Source organism: Cytobacillus dafuensis (assembly GCF_007995155.1).
Taxonomy (GTDB): Bacteria; Bacillota; Bacilli; order Bacillales; family Cytobacillaceae; genus Cytobacillus; species Cytobacillus dafuensis.
Genome location: NZ_CP042593.1, coordinates 2,194,282 through 2,211,631 on the forward strand (window position 1 = coordinate 2,194,282; position 17,350 = coordinate 2,211,631).

Genomic DNA, 17,350 nt, shown 5'->3' on the forward strand with positions numbered 1-17,350 from the left:
TTTATTATTATGTTCTTAATCTTTTTGATGGAAGTTTCCAGTCAAATGTATATGAAAGGACTCTTAATCCAGTTATAACAATAAATAATGTAAAGAGCTCCATTGGTGAAGTTGCGAATTTAAGTCCAATTACAAGTCCACAAATGATGGCCCATACCGCATATATTTCGGAATTAAGAACAAGCGGTTTTCTTCGCGCGAGTAGATCGCGAATAATTCCACCGCCACTTCCGGTTAGGACAGCAGCAACTATTATGGCACTAATAGGATGATTCATTTCTGAAGCATATAAAGCCCCTTGGATTGCAAATGCAGAAAGACCGATCGCATCGAAAAAATTCCCCCATTTGTCCCAATGCTTAAGCAAATTATTCGGAAATAGAAAGATGGCGGTAATCGATAATAAGGCAATTTGAAAATACATCCCTTGTTCCCATAATGCAGATACCGGAACACCAATTAATAAATTCCGAATCGCGCCACCGCCGAATGCAGTAACAATTCCCAAAATATATACACCCAAAATATCATATTCCTCTTCCATAGCTACAATTGCTCCACTAATAGCAAAGGCAATTGTTCCGATCATACTTAAAACTTCCCAAGTCATATTTGTATCCTCTCAATGATGCTTTTATAATAAAATATTGTATGAAGTAATCCTTCAGATTAAAAAGCCTGACTTTAGTTAATAAAGTAGTAGTTTTAATGATTTCTTCTGAAGGCAAACAAGTTGATTTTAAGCAAATGAGTTATGAATTTCAACCTTTTTTTCAATATTAGTGTTAAATAGCTGTTTTTGTTATGATATGTTAAAGTACTTTAGGAAAGAAGGATATTGATTGAAGCAAAAAACAGAATTTGAAAATGTTATCCTTGTTGGATGTCAAACCAATGAGGATGATCAACGGTTTTATTATTCAATGGAAGAGCTTGGTTCTCTAACTGAAACGGCTAAAGGAAAAGTATTAACAACATTAACGCAGAAACGAGATCGCATCCACTCCGCTACCTATATAGGAAAAGGGAAGGTTTCCGAATTAACTGCATTACAAGAGGAACTAGATGCGGATTTAATCATTTTTAATGATGAATTATCACCTAGCCAAGTTAGAAATCTTTCAGCTGAACTAAATGCAAAAATTATTGATCGAACTCAATTAATTTTAGATATATTTGCCCAAAGAGCGCGTTCTAAAGAGGGGAAGCTACAAGTAGAATTGGCACAATTACAATACTTGCTCCCGCGCTTAACTGGTCAAGGGATACAGTTATCCCGACTTGGAGGTGGTATTGGAACAAGGGGACCTGGTGAAACAAAGCTAGAATCTGATAGACGTCATATTCGAAATCGAATCAATGAAATCAAAAATCAACTTTCAGTTATCGTACAGCATCGTGAACGATATCGGGAGAGAAGAAAAAAGAACAAAGCCTTTCAGATTGCAATCGTTGGCTATACAAATGCTGGGAAATCTACCTTATTCAATCGCCTCACAGAAGCAGAATCGTATGAAGAAAATCAATTATTCGCAACTCTTGATCCTATGACTAGAAAAGTGATATTGCCAAGTGGATTTATTACTTTGCTTACGGATACAGTTGGTTTTATACAAGATTTACCAACGGCATTAATTGCTGCTTTTCGCTCAACACTTGAAGAGGTGAATGAGGCAGATTTGCTGCTGCATCTAGTGGATAGTTCTAGCCCTGATTACTTCCAGCATGAGCAGACAGTGAACAAGCTGTTAGAAGAAATGGATCATGAGAAAATTCCTCAAATCACGGTGTATAATAAGCGGGACATTAAGCACCCGGATTTTGTTCCATCGGCGAATACGAAGGTAATAGAAATTAGTGCATTCAACGAAGCTGACCGAAATAAATTAAAAGCTGAAATGGAAGAGATGGTTCTAGATATGATGAACTACTACCATGTTGAGGTGCCATCTAACGAAGGAAAGCTTCTTTCACAGCTGAAAAATGAAACAATTCTTCGTGAACTATCCTTTCACGAAGAGAAGCAAATATATGTTTGTAAAGGATACTATTTAGAGGATCATTATATTTCTGGACTTTTAAATAAATTTAGAATATAGATAGGAGAACAACATGTTTCAACAATTATCAAATGGGGAAAAGCTGCAGCCAATCGTTACTGAGATTGAGAAGCAAATTGAAACAGTACTAAAAAAAATCGATCAAAGGATTGATGAAAATCAATTCCGTGTTCTGACAAGCTTTCAAAACCACAAAGTCAGTGATTCTCACTTCATCCCAACAACAGGATATGGGTACGATGATCATGGCAGAGATACACTTGAGAAAATATATGCTGAAGTGTTTGGTGGTGAATCTGCTCTTGTACGCCCTCAAATCATTTCTGGAACACATGCTATATCTATCGCGTTATTTGGCGTACTTCGTCCCGGTGATGAATTGCTTTACATTACTGGAAAACCCTATGACACATTAGAAGAAATTGTAGGCATAAGAGGCAATGGTGTAGGGTCCTTGAAGGAATTTGGAATTACATACAATTCAGTCGACTTAAGGGATGATGGAAATGTTGATTATCAACAGATAGCAAATGCGATGAATCCACATACAAAAATGATTGGAATTCAACGCTCAAAAGGTTATGCAACAAGACCATCTTTTACGATTTTGCAAATTGAAGAAATGATAAAATTTGTAAAAGAAATCAATCCAAATGTTGTGGTCTTTGTGGATAATTGCTATGGTGAGTTTGTCGAAGATAGGGAGCCATGTCATGTGGGGGCAGATTTAATGGCTGGTTCACTAATTAAGAATCCAGGAGGAGGCCTCGCTAAAACAGGCGGATATATAGTCGGCAAGGAGAAGTGGGTTGAAGCATGTTCATATCGAATGACTTCACCTGGAATTGGTGCAGAAGCAGGTGCCACATTATATAGCCTACAGGAAATGTATCAAGGCTTTTTCCTTGCACCTCACATTGTTGGCCAAGCATTAAAAGGCGCTGTTTTTACTGCTGCATTATTAGAACGGCTTGGAATGAACTCGTCTCCAAAATGGGATGCAAATAGAACGGATTTGATTCAATCTGTTCAATTTGATGACCGTGAGAAAATGATTGCATTTTGTCAGGCGATCCAATATGCTGCCCCGATCAATTCACATGTAACACCTTATCCAAGTCCAATGCCAGGTTATGAAGATGATGTCATTATGGCAGCTGGTGCTTTTATCCAAGGTGCGAGTATTGAGCTATCAGCTGATGGTCCAATAAGGCCACCATATGTAGCGTATGTTCAAGGTGGACTAACGTATTCACATGTGAAAATTGCTGTTTGCATTGCATTGAATGGATTGATTGAAAAGGGATTAATTCATATTAATTAATAAAATACTAAGGGCAGCTATTTTGCTGTCCTTTTCTTTATGAAAAATTCCATGTGAGGAAATCTAACATCATCTTGACAATTAACCTTACATTGAGTTATATTTATTCTTGAAAATGAGAAAAGGAGGAGAAATGAGTGACTGGAAGCAATATACGCCGTTCCATGCCGCTTTTTCCAATTGGACCTGTCATGCAGTTAACCGAATTGACTGCACGCCAAATTCGGTACTATGAAGAGCACCAATTGATTTCTCCAGCAAGAACAGATGGAAATAGAAGGATGTTTTCTCTGAATGATATTGATACGCTTCTTGAAGTGAAAGATTTAATTGACCAAGGCGTGAATATGGCTGGAATCAAACATCTCTTTGCTTTGAAAAATCAAGAAACAAATCCAATATTAAAAGCAGAGAAAACAGAACGAGAGCTTTCAAATGATGATGTTAGAAGACTATTACGCAAGGAAATCGTGCAGGCTGGAAGATTTAATCTACCAACATCCAATCCAGGGAATATGAACCGCTTTTTTCACTAATGGTATTCTTTAACAACTAAGGAGGAACTAATCTATGGCAAAATTCACCAAAGAAGATATTAAACGAATCTCTCAAGAAGAAAATGTAAAATTCATTCGTCTACAATTCACAGATATTTTAGGAACAATTAAAAATGTTGAAATTCCTATTAGTCAACTAGAGAAGGCCTTAGATAATAAGATGATGTTTGACGGTTCCTCTATTGAAGGTTTTGTACGAATTGAAGAATCGGATATGTATTTATATCCTGATCTAGATACTTGGGTTGTTTTTCCATGGACAGCTGAGAAGGGTAAGGTTGCTCGTTTAATTTGTGATATCCATAATGCGGACGGTACACCATTCCAAGGAGATCCTCGAAATAATTTAAAAAGGGTTTTAAAGGAAATGGAAGAGTTAGGATTTACAGATTTTAACCTTGGTCCTGAGCCAGAGTTCTTCTTGTTTAAGCTTGATCAAAATGGTGAGCCTTCACTTGAACTTAATGATAATGGGGGCTACTTCGACTTAGCGCCAACAGACCTTGGCGAAAATTGCCGACGTGATATCGTCCTTGAATTAGAAGAGATGGGATTTGAAATTGAAGCTTCTCACCATGAAGTCGCACCTGGTCAGCATGAAATTGATTTTAAATATGCAAATGTTTTAACAGCATGTGATCAAATTCAAACATTTAAATTAGTTGTAAAGACAATTGCGCGCAAGCATGGCCTGCATGCTACATTTATGCCGAAGCCTTTATTTGGAGTAGCGGGTTCAGGAATGCACTGCAATGTATCCCTTTTTAAAGAAGGAAAAAATTCATTTTTTGATGAAAAAGGCGAATTGCAATTAAGTGAATATGCTCGTCAATTTATTGCTGGTATCCTGAAGCATTCAACAGGATTCACTGCAGTTACAAATCCGACAGTCAACTCATACAAACGATTAGTTCCAGGGTATGAAGCACCATGTTATGTTGCATGGTCTGCTCAGAACCGTTCTCCACTAATCCGAATTCCTTCTTCTAGAGGAATTAGCACTCGTGTAGAGGTTCGCAGTGTCGATCCGGCAGCAAATCCTTACCTTGCGATGGCAGTGTTATTAAAAGCAGGCCTCGATGGAATAAAGAACAAACTTGTTCCGCCTGCATCTGTTGATCGTAATATTTATGTAATGTCTAAAGAAGAGCGTATTGCAGAAGGAATCGATGATCTTCCTTCAACACTAGCAGAAGCCCTAGATAAATTAAAATCAAATGAAGTCATTGTTTCAGCATTAGGCGGACATATTTTCGAGCATTTTATTGAGGCAAAAGAAATTGAATGGGATATGTTCCGCACACAAGTGCATCCTTGGGAGCGCGAGCAGTATATGACGATGTATTAATAAGTTAAACCCTTGATACCATTGGTATTGAGGGTTTTTTGTTGTTTAACGGTTTTAGGAATATTATAGTATCTGCCAAATGATGAAATTTACTTATCTTTAAGGATTTTTGTTCGTAAAAAATGGATATTGTTTTGAGGAATAATCGGAAAGAAAGGCAATAAAAAAAGCCGACATAATTGCCGGTTTTTGCAAAAATATTATTTAATTGTTTAAACCCATAAAAGCTTGTGAAACTTTTTGAGCAAAGGCTAATGGAGGCTCAACAGACTGAAAATGAACATATAAAATATTTGGTTTAGTAAATACCCAGTGGTTATGAATTGCACTTACGATTAAACGATTTCTAACAAGAACATTAACAAAAGGGGTTAGCTCTTCTTCAAGAAGGACAACTTCTCCAAGATTAAGTGCATTGCCTTCATAATCCATTGATTCAAAGGTTATACCAGCATGAAGTTCACCTCGACTAGGGCGACCTTGAATAGTAACTTGAAGATTACGAGTGATTTCAATTGAACATATGCCATTCTTCACACTTGCTTTTCCGTTAAGTATCTGAGCGCACTGTTGACAAAGGTTTTGAAAGTTCATTATCAAATGCCACCTCATAATTTTTTTATAGTTTATGAGATGTGTCAGGTGTTTAGAACGTGGAGAAAATCAAGTGAAGGTTCATGTACATTTAAAATGAGAGAAATAGTCGAACCTCAGTTTTATTTTATTCTATAGGAAAGGTATTAAAATAATCTTGATCTATTATTTCAGAACGAAATAACAATTCAGACACCGTCACACATTCGTATCCATTTTGGTATAAAAATCTCAAAGTAGTTTCTAATCCTTTTACAGTTTGAGATGTTCGAGAATATTCTGTCCCAATCCAATCATGAAGTAGAACGATATTACCAGGCCTGATTCCTTTAGTGATATGTCTGGATATTTGGCTAGCTGCAGGGTTTTTCCAGTCCTCTGCATCTAGATGCCACGACCAAAGTATAACAAGTTTGCCGTTTTTTACAGCTGTGTTAATAATTAGATCATTGTGCATACCTCCTACTGGTCGATAAAGAGTTGGTTTATAACCAATGATACTCTGAATAATTTCATCAGTTTGCTCTAATTCAGAACTTAATGTAGAAGATGTAATATTTCTGTTAAAAATATGATTATAAGTGTGATTAGCAATTTCGTGTCCTTCTTTTGCAATCCTTTCTAAAACAGATGGAAATCTTTTTACTTTATTACCTGCTACAAAAAATGTAGCTTTTGCATTGTATTTAGCTAATATGTCAAGAATTTGAGGAGTGAAGACAGGATGAGGTCCATCATCGAACGTTATAGCCACGATCTTTTCTTTTGTATCTACTTCCCATACAACATGTCCTAATTTTTCGTATTCTTCACGACTACGAGTATGGGCTACTGTAGTTAAACAAAATGAAAAATAAAAAATGAAAAGGGCAAAGACAAATAAAGTATTTTTTTTCAAGTAAAGTCACCTCTCATTCAAGAAATAATCCTCAATAGTTTATGTGAATTTGAAAATATTATTTATCAAAGTTATGGAGAGATAGAAATACTTATGTAAGCAAAAAGTTGATTTGGGGTATTGGCTTGATAATAGCAAGCTGCAGTATTGGATGAACGGAGTAATTAGAAAGGGTTCACTAATAAAAATTAGGTGATAGTCCTATCATGGGAAACGGCCCTCCCAACTGTCTTATTATAAGAAAGTATAGAGTTTATATTATCGGTTATTCGCTAAACAAAAAAGGACCGGGCAGTTTTGCCCGGTTTAATTCATTTAGTGGATATTGCGATAAACGCCAATTACTTTACCTAATATGGATACATTACGCAAAATGATAGGTTCCATACTAGAATTTTCAGGTTGTAGTCTAATATAATCCTTCTCTTTAAAGAATCTTTTTACAGTTGCCTCATCATCTTCTGTCATCGCAACGATAATATCACCATTGTTTGCTGTGCTTTGTTGCTTGACAATGACATAATCACCATCTAGTATTCCTGCTTCGATCATACTTTCCCCCATGATTTCTAACATAAAAACCTGTTCATCTGCGGGAGCGAATCTTTCTGGAAGCGGGAAGTATTCTTCGACATTTTCAATGGCTGTTATTGGTTGACCGGCAGTTACTTTCCCTACGATTGGAACATTTACAATCTTATAATCTGGTGTTTGTGAAGTTACATCTAAATCTAAAATTTCAATTGCACGTGGTTTAGTAGGATCTCTTCGAATTAATCCCTTGCTTTCGAGCCTTGCAAGATGACCGTGCACTGTCGAGCTTGAAGCAAGTCCTACTGCCTCTCCGATCTCACGGACAGAAGGTGGATATCCTTTTTGTCTAACTTCATCTTTAATAAAACATAATATATCCTGTTGTCTTTTTGATAATTTCGCCATCATAATTACACCTCTTATGATTTTCTTTACCTAATTATAGCATCTCTAACAACACAGTACAAACATAAGTTCGAATTTCTGTTGACAAAAACATATGTTCTGTTTTATGATTGAAAAAATCGAACATGTATTCTCGTAGAGGTGAATTTCAATGAAAAAATTGTGGAACTTATATTCATATGCTATTATTCTATTCGTTTTAAGTTTTATTACTGCTCTTATCTTGATTGTTCAACTTGGTGGACCAGGAAAAAGTGAATATATTAAAATAACCGTCAATGAAGGTGACTCACTTTGGCAAATTGCTGAGGATTTTTCTGATGAACACACGCTTACAGTAAAAGAGTTTGTCGTTTGGGTCGAACAGAATAACGGGATTTCAAGTGGAAGGATATTTCCAGGTGATGAGCTTGTTATTCCTGTTGTTCAGGATAATAGCGTGAGAAAACAAACAGAATTAGCTAGTTCTCAAAATTAATAAATTTTTATAGTGAGGAATTATTTATGAAAGCAATTATCTACTGCAGGGTAAGTACAACAAAAGAATCACAGGAGACATCACTTTCTAGACAGGAGGAAGAGTTAACCGAGCTTGCAAAGGTAAATAATTTTGAAATTATTAACGTGATTCGTGAACAGGCAAGTGGTTATGAACTAGAAAGAGATGGAATACTAGAATTGCTTTCTCTTATTAAACAAAAGGAAGTTCAAGTAGTTTTAATACAGGATGAAACTAGGATAGGCAGAGGTAATGCAAAAATCGCTATTCTTCATTGTATTCTTAAAGAAGAGGTTTTACTTTATTGTATTTCTCACAATGGAGAGCTTCAGCTATCTGAATCTGACTCTATGGTATTAAATATAGTTGGTATTGTAGAGGAATACCAACGAAAGCTGCATAATATTAAAATTAAACGTGGTATGAAACGTGCTATTGAAAATGGATATAGACCTGAAAATAACTTATCAAATATGGGTGTCCATTCGGGAAGGGAACGAATTGAAGTTCCAATTGAAGAAATCGTACGATTACGGAAAAACGAATTAACATTTTCAGAAATCACAGCAACATTAAGAGGTTTTGGATACAAAATTTCAAAGGCAACCGTGCATAGACGATATCAAGAATATATTGATTCCATTTCAACAGCCATTGAATAAATTTTTTAGGATGTAAGAGGGCATTTCTTGTCAAATGCGCTCTTTTTTAGTAACATGGCAATTGGATTCGATGAAATTTTAAAGGAGCTTAAATATGCTACCAAAAGATAAACTTAATCGTATTAATGCACTCGCAAAGAAGGCCAAAGAAACTGGTTTGACAAAAGATGAAGCGAAGGAACAATCCTTACTTAGAAGAGAATACCTAGAAACCTTTCGTTCATCTATGTTAACTACTCTTAAAGGGGTAACAATCGTCGACCCACAAGGGAATGATGTAACACCAGATAAATTAAAAAAGATTCAAAATAAAGATCAATTGCATTAAAAGAAGGAATACATGGAAATTGTATTCCTTCTTTACATATCCCTTTAATATTGTGACAAAATAAAGACAAGCTGATTATTAATTATTTGACCCAATATGTTGTATTAAAATGTTCCTGACATTAATATTAGAAGAGTAATAAAACATGCAGAGAGGATGAAAAATATGTTTGATAAAATTGATGCTTTATCGATAAACTCCATTCGTACATTATCTATTGATGCTATAGAAAAGGCTAATTCAGGACACCCCGGTATGCCGATGGGTGCTGCTCCAATGGCTTATACCCTTTGGACTCGTTTTATGAACCACAATCCCAAAAATCCAAATTGGTTTAATCGTGATCGTTTTGTCCTATCTGCAGGACACGGTTCTATGCTATTATATAGCCTCCTTCATCTGTCTAGTTACGACGTAACTATGGATGATATTAAAAATTTTAGACAATGGGGAAGTAAAACCCCTGGACATCCTGAGTTTGGTCATACACCAGGCGTCGATGCAACAACAGGTCCTCTTGGACAGGGAATTGCAATGTCAGTTGGTATGGCAATGGCAGAGCGTCATTTAGCAGCTGTTTATAACAGAGACCAATTTAAAATGATTGATCATTATACATACAGCATTTGCGGTGATGGGGATTTAATGGAAGGTGTCTCAGCTGAAGCTGCTTCACTTGCAGGCCATCTAAAGCTTGGAAGATTAATAGTACTTTATGATTCCAATGATATTTCTCTTGACGGTGATTTAAATAAGTCCTTCTCAGAAAGTGTAGAACAGAGATTTAAATCCTATGGCTGGCAATATTTAAGAGTAGAAGATGGGAATAATTTAGATGAAATTTCCAAAGCAATTGAAGAGGCGAAACAAGATGAGACTCATCCAACACTTATTGAAGTAAAAACAGTGATTGGATATGGGTCACCAAATAAGTCAGGAAAATCAGATGTTCATGGTGCTCCGCTTGGTGCAGGCGAATTAAAATTAACAAAGGCTGCATATGAATGGACATTTGAAGAAGATTTCCATGTTCCAACAGAAGTTTATGATCATTTTAATAAGCATGTAGCTGAGCAAGGTGAAAAGAAAGAGCAAGAATGGGCTGATTCCTTCTCTCAATATAAAAATAAGTATCCAGAACTTGCTGAACAGCTCCAACAAGTCATGAATGGTGAGCTTAAAGAGGGATGGGATCATGAAGTGCCTGTTTATGCGGAAGGGAAAAGCCTTGCTAGCCGTGCATCTTCTGGAGAAGCATTGAATGCAATCGCTAAAAACTTACCTTCATTTGTAGGTGGATCTGCAGACCTTGCTGGCTCGAATAAGACTATGATAAAAGGTACATCGGACTTCACACCTGAAACTTTTGATGGAAGGAATATTTGGTTCGGTGTTCGTGAATTTGCAATGGGTGCTGCTCTAAATGGTATGGCCCTCCATGGAGGTTTGAAAGTATTCGGAGGAACTTTCTTTGTATTTTCTGACTATTTACGCCCTGCTATCCGTCTTGCTGCATTGATGAAGCTTCCAGTAACTTATGTATTTACTCATGACAGTATTGCAGTTGGAGAAGATGGTCCTACACATGAGCCAATCGAGCAATTAGCGGCATTACGTGCAATGCCTAACTTATCTGTTATTCGTCCTGGAGACGGAAATGAAACGGCTGCAGCATGGAAACTAGCTGTTGAATCAACAGATAAACCAACAGCACTCGTTTTAACTCGTCAAGACCTTCCAACATTAAAAGGCACAGATGCAGCAGCATACGAGGGAGTTTCAAAAGGCGCTTATATTGTATCCCCTGCAAGTAAAGATAAAGCAGATGTTTTATTACTTGCCTCAGGTTCAGAAGTAAGCTTAGCTGTGGACGCTCAAAAAGCATTAGAAGCTGAAGGGGTATCCGCTTCAGTAATCAGCATGCCATCTTGGGACCGATTTGAAGCGCAAACGAAGGAATACAAGGAAAGTATTATTTCTAAAGATGTAAAGAAAAGATTAGCGATTGAAATGGGCTCTTCATTAGGCTGGCACCGATATGCTGGAGATGAGGGAGAAGTACTTTCAATTGATCAATTTGGTGCATCAGCTCCTGGTGAAAAAATCATGGAGGAATACGGTTTTTCAGTTGATAATGTAGTTACACGAGTTAAGCAATTATTACAAGATTAATGATAATCGAAGAAGAGTGAATTAAGCTCTTCTTTTTTTAATCTAATAGGAAAGTTTCAATTGATATCAGAAAAACAAAGTCATTCGATAAAAAAATGGCTAACATCATATTTACTAATAAAAAGGATTCTATTCGACAAAATACGCTGAATTTTTTGACGTCTTCAGACACATAGTTCAATTTCACTTCTTTATAATGAATAAAAGGGGGTTTATCCCGGAAGGAGTGGTTTGAATGAGAGCCTATCAGTTATATTTAATAGAGGAAGAGTTTGCCTCTCATTATTTTGGCAGAGAGAGGATGTTTTTTCAGCTATTTCAGGAGTATGAGAATTCAACTGGATCATTGAAATCCATCCTTGCTAAACAAATTCAATATATAACAAAGCCGATACCGGGATTAAAATTACACCAATATATAAATCAACAACTTTATCGAACGAAAGATTTTCAAACAAAAAAAGGTGCATACTATATAGAAAAAGGAAAACGAAGCAAGGCAAGGCTAGAAATAAAAGATAAATACTTAATTTTAAAGGCGAGCGGGAATTATGATGCAGAGACATGTTTTTTTGAAGTGCTTCGAAAAAGCGAATCTTCTTTCTTAGCAATTGATATGAAACATCATCAATATGGCTGGCTTAAACCAATTAAGGAAAGAAAATTAGTCTAAAAATGATAAAATAATCAAGCAAATATTGTATAATAGCCTTTGGTCTAGTACACTGTATGATAGACAACATGAAGGAGGAAATCTGTATGCTTTGGCAATTTATACTAGTTGGTGTATTGGCACTTATTGCCGGTTTAGCCCTAGGGTTTTTCATCGCTCGAAAATACATGATGAGCTATTTAAAGAAAAATCCGCCAATTAATGAGCAAATGTTAAAAATGATGATGATGCAAATGGGTCAAAAGCCTTCGCAAAAGAAAATCAATCAGATGATGAACGCCATGAACAAACAAACAAAATAATGGTGTACAAGCTAGCCCTTGGTATTAAGGGATTATTGCTTGATTGATTACCAATACGATGGTGAAATTTTCTTAACAAGAAGGTGCAAAGGTGTATCCTTCCTCAGAAATTTTGATTCAAATTGGTGAAACTTTCTTATTTGCAACTTAAAACCACTTTTTCTTTTGAAAGATTCAGCAGAAAAAGTGGTTTTTTTGTTGTTATTAGAAGATGTATTAGAAGATGTATTAGAAGAATGTTTTTATCATATGTATCTATCAAACTGCTTTTAATATTCATCTCATTCACAACTGAAGAAGAGGTATTAAATCACCTCTTCAATAAAATTAAATTGCCACATACTCTTATTTAGGGGATATATGTAATCCATCAATTTCTTTCCATTCAGCATAAAAAATACTCTTAGTATTATCAAATCCTTTAGCACATAATTCATCCAGTAACCATTTTTCATCCATGCCACATTCTTTTAAATTATTCTGTAATATGTTTCCATCCATAATCAGTGTTAATGGTAAATTCACTTTTCTTTCGGGAAGATTAAAATCTTCAATACTTGGGGGCTTGTATTTAGATTTCAGCGAGATACTAATTTGTCCATTAGGCTCTAATAATGCATATTCAACTTCTCTTACTGAAAATACACTTTTTTGTCGTAACAAACTTAAAATTTGATTCAAATCCAGCTTTGATTTTTTAACGGCGTTTCGATCGATTATTCCATTTCTGATAATAATAACTGGATTCCCGTGTAATAAAATTCTAATTTTTGTATATTTTAATGTTATAAAATCAAGAGTCAATATTAACAAAGTCCAAAAACCGATTGCAAATAAAAATTTAAAAATACTTACGTCATTTTCATATATAACATGTCCTAAAAAGTCATCAAGAAGTAGTATAAAAATAAAATGAAGTGGTGTTAATTGAGAAAATGATTTTCTTCCAGTCACAATAAGAATAAAATACAAACAAATAAGTCCAATGATCAATTTCATAATTATAAAAACAAAACTCATTCCATCCAATTTTGATTCCTCCAGAATCTTTTATTGCTTCACTATTATGCTAAATATGAGTAATAAATATACAAGTTTTAAGTCCCGTATTAGTTCTTTATTCAATCATGATAAACGCCATGAACAAACAAAATAATGGTGTAAAAGCTCTCAGCCTTGAGTGCTTTTTCTTTTTTTGCATGCCTTTTTTCGAAATAAAAGTCTTCGCGATTTAAGTGAAATAAAAATCTTCCTTATTTTTGTAATATTTGATAAACTATTTAAGCTATCACAATAGAGATAATTGTATTAGGTATGAAGTGATCAAATTTCAAAGCTGGTTATTTATGTGTCGGAGGACAGTAAAATGAGAGTGTTTTTAGATTTAATGTGGTTTTTTAAACAAGAGAAAAAAGCTTATATGATCGGAACTTTGATGCTGCTATTTGTAGCTATGCTTCAGCTTGTGCCACCTAAGGTGATTGGAGTATTTGTAGACCTTGTAAAGGATAATGCATTAACAACTAATACCCTTTTGTCATTGATAGGTGTGTTAATTGCAACGGCAGCCTTAATGTATATATTGCGTTACTATTGGCGGATTATGATATTCGGCTCTGCTGTTAAGCTATCGAAAATATTAAGAAATAAGCTTTATCATCATTTTACATCAATGTCCCAATCCTTTTATCAGAAAAAACGGGTGGGAGATTTGATGGCACATGCAACAAATGATTTACAGGCCATACAGCAAACAGCTGGCTCTGGGGTTCTGACCTTAGTTGACTCAATGGCTACTGGTGGCTTTGTTATCATTGCCATGGCGGCAACGATCAGTTGGAAGCTGACATTAATTAGTTTGATTCCGATGCCTTTAATGGCTCTTTTAACAAGCTGGTATGGAACGATGCTTCATAAGCGATTTCATAAAGCTCAAGAAGCTTTTTCATCTCTTAATGATAAAACACAGGAAAGTGTAACGGGGATAAAGGTGATTAAAACATTCGGCCAAGAAGCTGAAGATATTGAGGACTTTAGAAAACAATCCGAGGATGTTGTTCAAAAGAATGTTTCTGTTGCCAAAATTGATTCATTATTTGATCCGACGATATCGATTATTGTGGGGATATCCTTTTTCTTATCCATTGCCTTTGGAGCAAAATACGTTCTGAATGAAGAAATAACCATTGGAGAGCTAGTGTCGTTCACAACTTACTTAACCCTGCTTATTTGGCCAATGCTTGCATTTGGCTGGTTATTTAACATTGTAGAGAGAGGCAGAGCTTCTAATGATCGTATATCGGCATTGCTGGCAGAAAAGATAGACATTAATGATGATCCTATTGCTCTTGAGCTTGTGCCTAGTGGAGATATTACTTTTAATATTTTTGAGTTTGCTTATCCAGAAGAAAGAGAGCCATTACTAAAGGACATACACTTTGAGTTAAAAAGAGGGGAAACCTTAGGAATAGTAGGCAGAACCGGTGCTGGAAAAACAACACTATTAAAGCTGCTTATTCGTGAATTTGAAGGTTTTGATGGCATAATTGAATTCGCAGGAAACCCATTAAGCCATTACCAATTAGAGAAGCTAAGAGAATCAATTGGTTATGTTCCTCAGGACCATTTTTTATTCTCTGCAACAGTGGCTGAGAATATTGCATTTACAAACCCTTTCGCAGATGAATTAGAGATTCATGAGGCAGCAAAACTTGCGAACATTCATGAGGATATTTTGCAATTTACAGATGGATACGAAACAGTCGTTGGTGAAAGAGGCGTTTCGCTTTCTGGAGGACAAAAGCAGCGAATTTCCATTGCAAGAGCATTATTAATGGATCCTGAAGTATTACTTCTAGATGATTCATTGTCTGCTGTTGATGCAAAAACGGAGGAAGCTATTCTCACAGCATTGAGGCAAAACAGAGAAGGAAAAACCACGATCATAACAGCCCATCGTTTGAGTGCGATTCAGCATGCTAATTTGATTATCGTTCTTGACGAAGGAAGAATTGTACAAAGAGGAACTCATGTACAGTTGATGAGTGAGAATGGCTGGTATAAAGACATGTACCTACATCAACAGCTAGAAGAGCTAGTGGAGCATGGAGGATAGATAATGGAAAAGATAACCGCAATAAATGGGAAAGAACAGCGTAAAATTCTTTTTCGACTTCTTTCCTACTCAAAACCGTATCTGAAAACGATGGTCCTAGCATTTGGATTACTTCTTATAGCAACAATAGGAGATATACTCGGACCAATATTAATAAAAATATTTATAGATGATCATTTAAGGCCACGAAATCTAGAATTTGAACCACTTTTTACACTAGGAGCAGCGTTTATCGGCATTCAAATAATGAATGTACTTGTTTCATACTTTCAATTACTGAAGTTTCAGGAGATTGCCTTGAAGATTATTCAACAGCTCCGAGTTGAAGTGTTTACAAAGGTTCAAGCACTTGGATTAAAATACTTTGATAAAACACCGGCTGGTAGCATCGTTTCAAGGGTAACGAATGATACAGAAGCAATTAAAGATATGTTCGTAAGTGTTATCGTTACCTTTATTCAAGGAGCATTTTTACTGATAGGTATATTAATTGCTATGTTTATATTAAATGCAAAATTAGCTTTATTTTGTACGTTGATATTGCCAATTCTTTTCTTTATTATGCAAACATATAGAAAGTATAGTTCACTAATTTACCAGGATATGAGGGAGCGGCTAAGCCAGCTGAATGCGAAATTAAGCGAATCTCTCCAAGGAATGGCGATTATTCAAGTTTTTCGTCAGGAAAAGCGCTTGAGAAAAGAATTTGGAGATATTAATGAGAATCATTATAAGGCTGGTATGAAAAATATTAAGATTGATAGTTTATTATTAAGACCAGCAATCGATCTTGTATATTTTTTAGCATTGATTATGATATTAAGTTTTTTCGGGATAACTTCTTTTAATAGTACGATTGAAATCGGGGTTATTTTTGTGTTTATTAGTTATCTTGATCGATTCTTTGAGCCTGTGAACCAAATAATGATGAGGCTTTCAATGTATCAGCAGGCAATCGTGGCAGCATCTAGAGCTTTTAAACTATTAGATGAAACTGAACTTGCACCAGCACAGCAAGATGGTGAAAATAGACCTATTCAGGATGGAGAAATTGAATTTCGAAATGTAAGTTTTTCCTATGATGGTCAAAGAGATATTTTAAAAAATATTTCATTTACCGCAAAACCAGGCGAAACCGTTGCACTTGTCGGTCACACGGGAAGTGGGAAAAGCTCAATCATTAATTTAATGATGCGATTCTATGAATTTGAAAGAGGCGATATTTTGATTGATGGGCAGTCAATCAAGTCCTACGGAAAAGCTGAATTGCGGGATAAGATGGGGCTAGTGTTACAGGATCCTTTTCTCTTCTATGGAACGATTAAAGACAATATTTGCCTTCATAATAAAAGTATAAGCGATTCAGAAATTGAAGCGGCAGCACAATTCGTCCAGGCGCATGCTTTTATTGAAAAATTAGAGAATGGCTATAATCAGCAAGTTGTGGAGCGAGGCTCTACGTTTTCAAGCGGACAAAGGCAGCTAATTGCTTTTGCTAGAACGATAGCGGCAAATCCAAAAATTCTTGTTCTCGATGAAGCAACAGCCAATATTGATACAGAAACAGAAGAGGCTATTCAAATTGCGTTAGAGAAAATGAGAAAGGGCAGAACGACAATTGCGATTGCGCATCGCTTGTCAACTATTCAAGATGCTGATCAGATTCTAGTTCTACACCAAGGAGAAATTGTAGAGAGAGGAAACCATCAAGAGCTTCTTTCAAAACAAGGTTTATATCATAAAATGTATTTGCTGCAAAATAGCTCGTTGGAAAAAGTGGAAGATGCTGTTTAAATTAAGGTGAGTAATGATGGAAAAAACATAATAAAAAGAAAACCAGCTTGGAGAATGATCACCTAAGCTGGTTATTTAATGGGTA

General features: G+C 35.7%; 17 protein-coding genes. 12 read left to right on the top strand and 5 right to left on the bottom strand.

Annotated features, from left to right (window positions below):
* Positions 1–7: 7 nt before the first annotated feature.
* A complete protein-coding gene (locus FSZ17_RS10370; RefSeq protein ID WP_057769984.1) occupies positions 8–610 on the bottom strand; it encodes a trimeric intracellular cation channel family protein in 603 nt (200 codons plus the stop codon).
* 232 nt (positions 611–842) lie between these two features.
* On the opposite strand from FSZ17_RS10370, the gene hflX reads away from it, so the two are divergent.
* The 4 genes from hflX (at position 843) to glnA (ending at position 5,289) form a co-directional block, all read left to right on the top strand.
* Positions 843–2,099 (top strand): GTPase HflX, encoded by a 1,257-nt coding sequence (gene hflX / locus FSZ17_RS10375; protein ID WP_057769986.1) that lies wholly within the window; start codon positions 843–845, stop codon positions 2,097–2,099.
* 13 nt (positions 2,100–2,112) lie between these two features.
* Positions 2,113–3,384 (top strand): methionine gamma-lyase family protein, encoded by a 1,272-nt coding sequence (locus FSZ17_RS10380; protein WP_057769988.1) that lies wholly within the window; start codon positions 2,113–2,115, stop codon positions 3,382–3,384.
* A gap of 137 nt (positions 3,385–3,521) precedes the next feature.
* Positions 3,522–3,920: a MerR family transcriptional regulator gene (locus tag FSZ17_RS10385; protein WP_057769990.1), complete on the top strand. Its 399-nt coding sequence runs from the start codon at positions 3,522–3,524 to the stop codon at positions 3,918–3,920.
* A gap of 34 nt (positions 3,921–3,954) precedes the next feature.
* Entirely contained in the window at positions 3,955–5,289 is a 1,335-nt protein-coding gene (glnA, locus tag FSZ17_RS10390; RefSeq protein WP_057769992.1) for a type I glutamate--ammonia ligase, read from the top strand.
* 204 nt (positions 5,290–5,493) lie between these two features.
* On the opposite strand, the gene FSZ17_RS10395 is transcribed toward glnA, so the two are convergent.
* From FSZ17_RS10395 to lexA, 3 genes are all read right to left on the bottom strand, one after another.
* Positions 5,494–5,883 (bottom strand): DUF1259 domain-containing protein, encoded by a 390-nt coding sequence (locus FSZ17_RS10395; RefSeq protein WP_322107604.1) that lies wholly within the window; start codon positions 5,881–5,883, stop codon positions 5,494–5,496.
* Positions 5,884–6,010: 127 nt separating this feature from the next.
* On the bottom strand, positions 6,011–6,745 hold the full coding sequence (locus FSZ17_RS10400) for a polysaccharide deacetylase family protein (protein WP_407643445.1): 735 nt from the start codon (positions 6,743–6,745) through the stop codon (positions 6,011–6,013).
* Positions 6,746–7,096: 351 nt separating this feature from the next.
* Entirely contained in the window at positions 7,097–7,720 is a 624-nt protein-coding gene (gene lexA, locus FSZ17_RS10405) for a transcriptional repressor LexA (protein ID WP_057770672.1), read from the bottom strand.
* A 151-nt stretch (positions 7,721–7,871) separates the two neighbouring features.
* Between lexA and yneA the strand changes: the two genes are divergently transcribed.
* The 6 genes from yneA to FSZ17_RS10435 all read left to right on the top strand — a co-directional run bounded on the left by yneA (position 7,872) and on the right by FSZ17_RS10435 (position 12,356).
* Complete coding sequence (gene yneA / locus FSZ17_RS10410; RefSeq protein ID WP_057769995.1) at positions 7,872–8,198, top strand: cell division suppressor protein YneA; 327 nt, start codon at positions 7,872–7,874, stop codon at positions 8,196–8,198.
* A 26-nt stretch (positions 8,199–8,224) separates the two neighbouring features.
* On the top strand, positions 8,225–8,881 hold the full coding sequence (locus FSZ17_RS10415) for a YneB family resolvase-like protein (protein ID WP_057769997.1): 657 nt from the start codon (positions 8,225–8,227) through the stop codon (positions 8,879–8,881).
* Between the two features lie 94 nt (positions 8,882–8,975).
* Positions 8,976–9,209, top strand: a complete 234-nt coding sequence (locus FSZ17_RS10420; protein ID WP_057769999.1) for a DUF896 domain-containing protein — start codon at positions 8,976–8,978, stop codon at positions 9,207–9,209.
* A 165-nt stretch (positions 9,210–9,374) separates the two neighbouring features.
* Positions 9,375–11,381 carry a transketolase gene (gene tkt, locus FSZ17_RS10425; protein ID WP_057770001.1) on the top strand — a complete coding sequence of 669 codons (2,007 nt, stop codon included), beginning with the start codon at positions 9,375–9,377 and terminating at the stop codon, positions 11,379–11,381.
* Between the two features lie 235 nt (positions 11,382–11,616).
* Positions 11,617–12,054 carry a sporulation inhibitor of replication protein SirA gene (sirA, locus tag FSZ17_RS10430; protein ID WP_057770004.1) on the top strand — a complete coding sequence of 146 codons (438 nt, stop codon included), beginning with the start codon at positions 11,617–11,619 and terminating at the stop codon, positions 12,052–12,054.
* 86 nt (positions 12,055–12,140) lie between these two features.
* A complete protein-coding gene (locus FSZ17_RS10435; RefSeq protein ID WP_057770006.1) occupies positions 12,141–12,356 on the top strand; it encodes a YneF family protein in 216 nt (71 codons plus the stop codon).
* Between the two features lie 345 nt (positions 12,357–12,701).
* Here the strand turns inward: FSZ17_RS10435 and FSZ17_RS10440 are convergent, their stop codons facing one another.
* Positions 12,702–13,376: a DUF421 domain-containing protein gene (locus FSZ17_RS10440; protein WP_082625207.1), complete on the bottom strand. Its 675-nt coding sequence runs from the start codon at positions 13,374–13,376 to the stop codon at positions 12,702–12,704.
* 346 nt (positions 13,377–13,722) lie between these two features.
* Between FSZ17_RS10440 and FSZ17_RS10445 the strand changes: the two genes are divergently transcribed.
* Both FSZ17_RS10445 and FSZ17_RS10450 read left to right on the top strand, forming a co-directional pair.
* Positions 13,723–15,471 carry an ABC transporter transmembrane domain-containing protein gene (locus FSZ17_RS10445; protein ID WP_057770008.1) on the top strand — a complete coding sequence of 583 codons (1,749 nt, stop codon included), beginning with the start codon at positions 13,723–13,725 and terminating at the stop codon, positions 15,469–15,471.
* Positions 15,472–15,474: 3 nt separating this feature from the next.
* Positions 15,475–17,265 carry an ABC transporter ATP-binding protein gene (locus tag FSZ17_RS10450; protein WP_057770009.1) on the top strand — a complete coding sequence of 597 codons (1,791 nt, stop codon included), beginning with the start codon at positions 15,475–15,477 and terminating at the stop codon, positions 17,263–17,265.
* Positions 17,266–17,350: the final 85 nt, after the last annotated feature.

Coding starts and splice junctions, on each gene's coding strand:
- FSZ17_RS10370 (WP_057769984.1), bottom strand. CDS start 610: ATGACTTGGGAAGTTTTAAGTATGATCGGAACAATTGCCTTTGCTATT.
- FSZ17_RS10380 (WP_057769988.1), top strand. CDS start 2,113: ATGTTTCAACAATTATCAAATGGGGAAAAGCTGCAGCCAATCGTTACT.
- glnA (WP_057769992.1), top strand. CDS start 3,955: ATGGCAAAATTCACCAAAGAAGATATTAAACGAATCTCTCAAGAAGAA.
- FSZ17_RS10395 (WP_322107604.1), bottom strand. CDS start 5,883: ATGAACTTTCAAAACCTTTGTCAACAGTGCGCTCAGATACTTAACGGA.
- lexA (WP_057770672.1), bottom strand. CDS start 7,720: ATGGCGAAATTATCAAAAAGACAACAGGATATATTATGTTTTATTAAA.
- yneA (WP_057769995.1), top strand. CDS start 7,872: ATGAAAAAATTGTGGAACTTATATTCATATGCTATTATTCTATTCGTT.
- FSZ17_RS10415 (WP_057769997.1), top strand. CDS start 8,225: ATGAAAGCAATTATCTACTGCAGGGTAAGTACAACAAAAGAATCACAG.
- FSZ17_RS10420 (WP_057769999.1), top strand. CDS start 8,976: ATGCTACCAAAAGATAAACTTAATCGTATTAATGCACTCGCAAAGAAG.
- tkt (WP_057770001.1), top strand. CDS start 9,375: ATGTTTGATAAAATTGATGCTTTATCGATAAACTCCATTCGTACATTA.
- sirA (WP_057770004.1), top strand. CDS start 11,617: ATGAGAGCCTATCAGTTATATTTAATAGAGGAAGAGTTTGCCTCTCAT.
- FSZ17_RS10435 (WP_057770006.1), top strand. CDS start 12,141: ATGCTTTGGCAATTTATACTAGTTGGTGTATTGGCACTTATTGCCGGT.
- FSZ17_RS10440 (WP_082625207.1), bottom strand. CDS start 13,376: ATGAGTTTTGTTTTTATAATTATGAAATTGATCATTGGACTTATTTGT.
- FSZ17_RS10445 (WP_057770008.1), top strand. CDS start 13,723: ATGAGAGTGTTTTTAGATTTAATGTGGTTTTTTAAACAAGAGAAAAAA.
- FSZ17_RS10450 (WP_057770009.1), top strand. CDS start 15,475: ATGGAAAAGATAACCGCAATAAATGGGAAAGAACAGCGTAAAATTCTT.